The sequence below is a fragment of the Capnocytophaga cynodegmi DSM 19736 genome, assembly GCF_000379185.1.
GTDB lineage: Bacteria > Bacteroidota > Bacteroidia > Flavobacteriales > Flavobacteriaceae > Capnocytophaga > Capnocytophaga cynodegmi.
Window position 1 is genome coordinate 1 of sequence record NZ_KB900727.1, and the last position, 5092, is coordinate 5092.

Annotated in this window: 4 protein-coding genes; all 4 read right to left on the reverse strand. The window is 30.1% G+C overall.

Annotation, left to right across the window (positions count from 1 at the left end):
• Window positions 1–581 precede the first annotated feature (581 nt).
• The 4 genes from YW9_RS0108470 to YW9_RS0108485 all read right to left on the reverse strand — a co-directional run bounded on the left by YW9_RS0108470 (window position 582) and on the right by YW9_RS0108485 (window position 4417).
• Window positions 582–1808 (reverse strand): primase-helicase family protein, encoded by a 1227-nt coding sequence (locus tag YW9_RS0108470; protein ID WP_018279747.1) that lies wholly within the window; start codon window positions 1806–1808, stop codon window positions 582–584.
• A gap of 11 nt (window positions 1809–1819) precedes the next feature.
• The gene (locus YW9_RS0108475; protein WP_040354013.1) at window positions 1820–2098 is read right to left on the reverse strand and encodes a helix-turn-helix domain-containing protein; all 279 of its coding nucleotides are present in this window, start codon (window positions 2096–2098) and stop codon (window positions 1820–1822) included.
• Between the two features lie 94 nt (window positions 2099–2192).
• Entirely contained in the window at window positions 2193–3149 is a 957-nt protein-coding gene (locus YW9_RS0108480; RefSeq protein WP_155848754.1) for a hypothetical protein, read from the reverse strand.
• Between the two features lie 26 nt (window positions 3150–3175).
• Window positions 3176–4417 (reverse strand): tyrosine-type recombinase/integrase, encoded by a 1242-nt coding sequence (locus YW9_RS0108485; protein WP_018279750.1) that lies wholly within the window; start codon window positions 4415–4417, stop codon window positions 3176–3178.
• Window positions 4418–5092: the final 675 nt, after the last annotated feature.

A 5092-nucleotide genomic window follows, 5' to 3' on the forward strand; every position in this document is an offset into this window, starting at 1 on the left:
TATCCCGAAAATGATTTTTCTTTTTTTCTTCTGCATTTTTTTGCTCTTGATGCTCGAAAATTTGGGTGACAAATTCTTTTAAAAAATCCTGTTTCATATCGCTAATTATTAGATTCTAGTTACTTACAATGTGTTTTCGACGATAGGAGAAAACCAAAAAGACCCATACTCTACATTAAAGACCCATGCTTTTTGTAAACAATGGGTACTTTTTGCACTCAAAAACAAGCAAAACTTTTCTGCATAGGTTGCAGAAAGAAAAGGATTAACTTGTTTTCAGCTCATCATCTACAATTTTCACCTCTCATTATTAAATATTTTTTACTCTTTAAAATTGTTAAATTAAATGTTAGGTTTTACTCGCTTATTTTCCGAGTTTTATCGTCTTTGTTTTTTGTTGAATTGTTGAGAAAAGAACGTAACTATCTTGTTGAGTGTTTTTTAAACGCTCAACATATCTTCAACAATTCAACAAAATGGATTTTTTTTATTCAACAAATGCTCAACAAAATTGAAGTTTTAAAAGTTTGTTGAGAACTTTGTTGATTTTGTATTTATTTGATTTTTATTCAATTAAAGGATCAATTCAACAAATCAACATATTTTTGAAGAATAAAATCTCTGGGAATGTTAAAATATCTTCCAACTGAACTACTTTGCATAAAATCACCTGAATAGTCAATATCGTGACGAATGTAAGCCAGCCCGTTTTTCTGCGGTTCCAATTTCCATTTTTCCTTCAAAATGGTTCGTACATCATTGCGAGAAAAATTCAGTTGCCGAAACATTTTCGTAAGCATATTCAAAATATCTTGCGGAACTACGCTGATTTCCTGCACTTCATTGGCTTCAAAAAATTCATAAAAAAGTTCGACCATTTTTGCCTCCAGCTTGTTTGAGTTTTTGAGGATAAGTTTTTGAAGTGCTTTAGTTTTCAAATCTTCAGGGGTAAACCACATTCGGCTTTTCTTTTCAGAGTGGAATTTTCTATCAATCAAATATTTAAGAAAAGAAGGTATTTCACTTTTTAGGTTTTCTAAAAAATCGGTATTTTCATATTGTATCGGATTGATTTTCAAAACCCAAAATCGGATTTCATTTTCATCAATTTGAATAAAATTGTCTTCATTATTGGAACACAAAATAAACTTTCCGAAAAAATCAATTTCCTCTCGGTCTTTTCCCTTATGTTCTAATTTATCCTTATTAGTGGTGGAGAGATATTTAAGCCTTTCGGTGATTTCTTTCTTATCAAAAAACACCTCATCAATGGCAATGAGAAGCATTGAAGCCCAATCCGAATTGAATTGGCTACCAAAAGAATCTCCTTTGATGTAGGTCATATTAAGACCGAAAATTTCTTTAAGCCATTTCAAAAAAGTCGTCTTTCCTGTGGCTCGCTCTTTACTAACAAGACACAAAATAGGCAAAATTTGAGTAGGATTTTCCAGCAGAATTTTCAGGTAATCAAGCCCTAAATCTACTTGACTACCAAAAATATGCTGCAGAAAAGAAATAGAAAACGGAATTTCATCTTCCGAAACTTTCGAAACACTCGGCTGATGTGGAATTTCGTTATAAATATTGTAAAAATTATCAATCGTCTTTCTGTAATTCAGATGATTAGGGATACAGCAAAAACCATCGTATTTCGGAATATCATAGATGAATTTTCTGCCGTGGTCTTGGATAATGGTTTCTCTGCTCCACTTGCTCAGTGTAGCTACCTTATCGCCAGAAATTTGAGGGCGCTCGATGAGCTTATAATATGTGGTGCCAACGCGGATGTAGGGGATTTTTTCTTTCATAGTAAGGAAGGTTATCGTTTATATTTAATTGATTTTACATTGTTTAACGAGTTAATCAAATCTAAATGACTAATACGATAATACCTTCCTATTTGCTCGGCTCTTATATTTCCTTTTAGAATATGTGCTCGAACTGTTTGGTAATCAAGTTTAAGAATTTCTGAAACTTCTTTTATTGAGTAGAATTTTTTCTGCAATTCTAATTCTGGTTGTTTCTGGATAGAATATAGAATTCGCTTCACTTCTTCCAACTCATCAAAAATCGCCTGAAATGGATTAGTTATTTGCATAGCATTTATTTTTAAATTCCACGCAAAAATATCCCCAATGTTCAATAAAAATCGGGCAAACGGTCAATCAAACAGTCAAATTAAGATAGTATTGTTACTTACTCATATATTTATTTGTAAAAATCTTAACTTGAAAAAGTGTTTCTTCATCATTTGATGATAATACATAATCTCCCACGTTATGTACAATTTTATTATAGATTCTCGATATTCTGCTATTATTGACTGTTTTGCCAAGAGTTTCATTTAAAATTTTAATAACCACTTTTTGATAATCCTTACCATAACATAATTTAATGAGATTAATTTTTTCAAAATAACTGATTAGAATTAGAAAATCAGAGATTGCTCTTTTGTTCAACTCACAAGTTTCGGAATCATTTTTAAAAATTATATTGTGATTCTTTAGTTCTGAAAAATCTATATTTTCGAATAATTTTTTATCTATGAAAACACTCTGGAGCTCTTTGGAATATGAAAATCTTTGCTCATATGAAAATAAGTATGATTCATTATTAATTTCAATTATCCCTTCTTCGGTTTTCATTTCATCAATCCTATTTTCTGTATAACTATCATTTAGAAGTAAAGGATCAAAAATTAATTTATTAGGCTCGATACGCAAATGGTTTATTGCAAAATAATGAATAATCATTTTGCAATAAAGGACTTCATAACAGTTCTTGTAAAAATCAGATTCGATATAAAGCCTATTTTTGAATGAAATTCGAGGTTGTAAATTTTTATTAACTTGCTCTATTGTCCAATCTATTTTTTGCTTGAAGTTTAGTGATGACATTTTTTCCGCACGTTCAAAATAATATCTAAAACTACTGTAATTGTTATATAGCCTATCTTTTGCCATCTCATAGTCCTGCAACACAACACCATTTTGTATTTTTTCAATTGCCTCAGAATAAGATTTTCTAACTACTTGATAACTTTGTTTTTCGAAACTTCTTTCCCAATAAAAACATTTGTATCCCAGATATAGAAAAAAAGCAACAGTGTCCTTCCAAAATTCATAGCTAACAGGATATTCTTTATCCAAATCGTAAAATTCAATTTGCTTTGCCATTATTTAAAAACTTCATTCATGTAATTCACTTTATCTTCTTCGCTTGGACGATAGTAAGCGTTAAAAACTTCCAGGCTTGTGTGTCCTGTGTAACTCATAATTACTTTATCAGGAACTCTTTTGTTCTTCATTATTGTTATAAAACTTCTTCTTGCTGTGTGCGATGAGATTCTTTTCCAAAATTCAGTTTCTTTTTCAACTAATTCATCACCGTATTTCATAGTCTTCTTTATTTCATCAGTGAAATCGAGTTCTTTGAAAACCTCTTTAATATACTCATTCATTTTTTGATTGGAAATAGGAGGTAAATTGTAATCATATTTTTCTAGTATTGCTTTTGAAATATGATTAAGTGGTATTGAAAGATTCTTGGATTTGCTCTTCAAATCAATTACTCTAATAAAATCGCCTTGAATGTCATTTTTTGAAATTTTACTATAATTCCCAAATCTCATTCCTGTTGTACATCCGAAAACAAATAAATCTCGAACCTTTTCCAGCTTCTTATTTTTAGAAAAATCGTAATTATATATTATTTCCACTTGTTCCAAATTAAGAGCTACTTCGTCAGTTCTAAATTTAGATGGTTTTTTAAAATTTATAAATGAATTATTGTAAGTGTATTTTTTATTCAGTGCCCAGTACATAAAGGTTTTTAATAACCCTACATTTCTATGGACAGTATTTGCCGAATGGTCTTTTTCTTCAATGCAATATTTCAAAAATTTATTATAGATTTTCTCATCAAAATTGCCTAAGCTTAGCTTTATTTTACAATCATTCTGAAAATCTTGCAATAATTTTCTATTATATCCGTATCTACTTTTAGTGGATTTTGAAATTGAGTTACCCGTGTAGTCATTTTCTTTTTCCTCTATAAATTCATCATATATCCTAAAGAAATCATCTTTAACTTTCGTTTTCTTAAATTCCTCGTCAAACCTTTGCCTTATTACGTCAACAGTAAGTTCTTCGTTAATATTTTTATAGCGATTTACTATTTCAGAGAAGAAATTACTGTATCGATCTAATTGTTTTTTAATGCTCCTATGATTTTCAGCTCTTTTCGTTCTCCCATTCAAATCATTAGGCAATCTGTTTTTAAAATCCCATTCATCAGGAAGGATTTTTTCTCCTGTTGAGTAAATAAAGTTTTTCTTTTCGTTATCAAAGTACGAGCGGAAGTAAATTAAGGTTTCTTTCGAGGAGTTGGGTTCTTTAAGTTTAAATGTAAAATTCATAGGTGCTAAAATAGGTGCTAATAGTTTTATATATAAATATAATTTGTATGTGTTTTTGGTTATGCAAATATAACTAAAATATTATAAATCAACATACTTATATAAAATAAAACATATCTATTTTAACATAGTTCACTTCCCTCTCTCTCCGCAATAAAGGGTGTAAATCGAGTAGTTGCGAGATTTGCACCCTTTTTTACACCCAAAAATATTGAATGATTTTTTATTCCTTCTTCATATTCTTCATATTTTTCCCACATTTATGGCTTTAATTTTTCAGATTGGCTCAGAACTAAACTTTTGAGTTAAAAACTTCAATTTACATCTTACTCAAAACACTAAAAATCAAATACTTACAAAAAAATTCTTGCTAATTTCCACACGTGTTGTCCCAATAATACAACCCAAAAATATAATTTGCAACACTTTTCACACAAAAACAGAAAAATAAAGACCTCCCGATAAAGTACATCGGGAGGTTTTGCGTTAAATACAATGTTGTGATTACCCTCCAAAATGAGAGCAGTTCCAACTCACACCTTTTTGAATAAAACTACTCCAGGGTTGTGATTACCCTCCAATATGAGAGCAGTTCCAACTGATAGGTTTTTGGTCAGTAAAATAGCTCAGGTTGTGATTACCCTCCAATATGAGAGCAGTTCCAACTGATAAAGC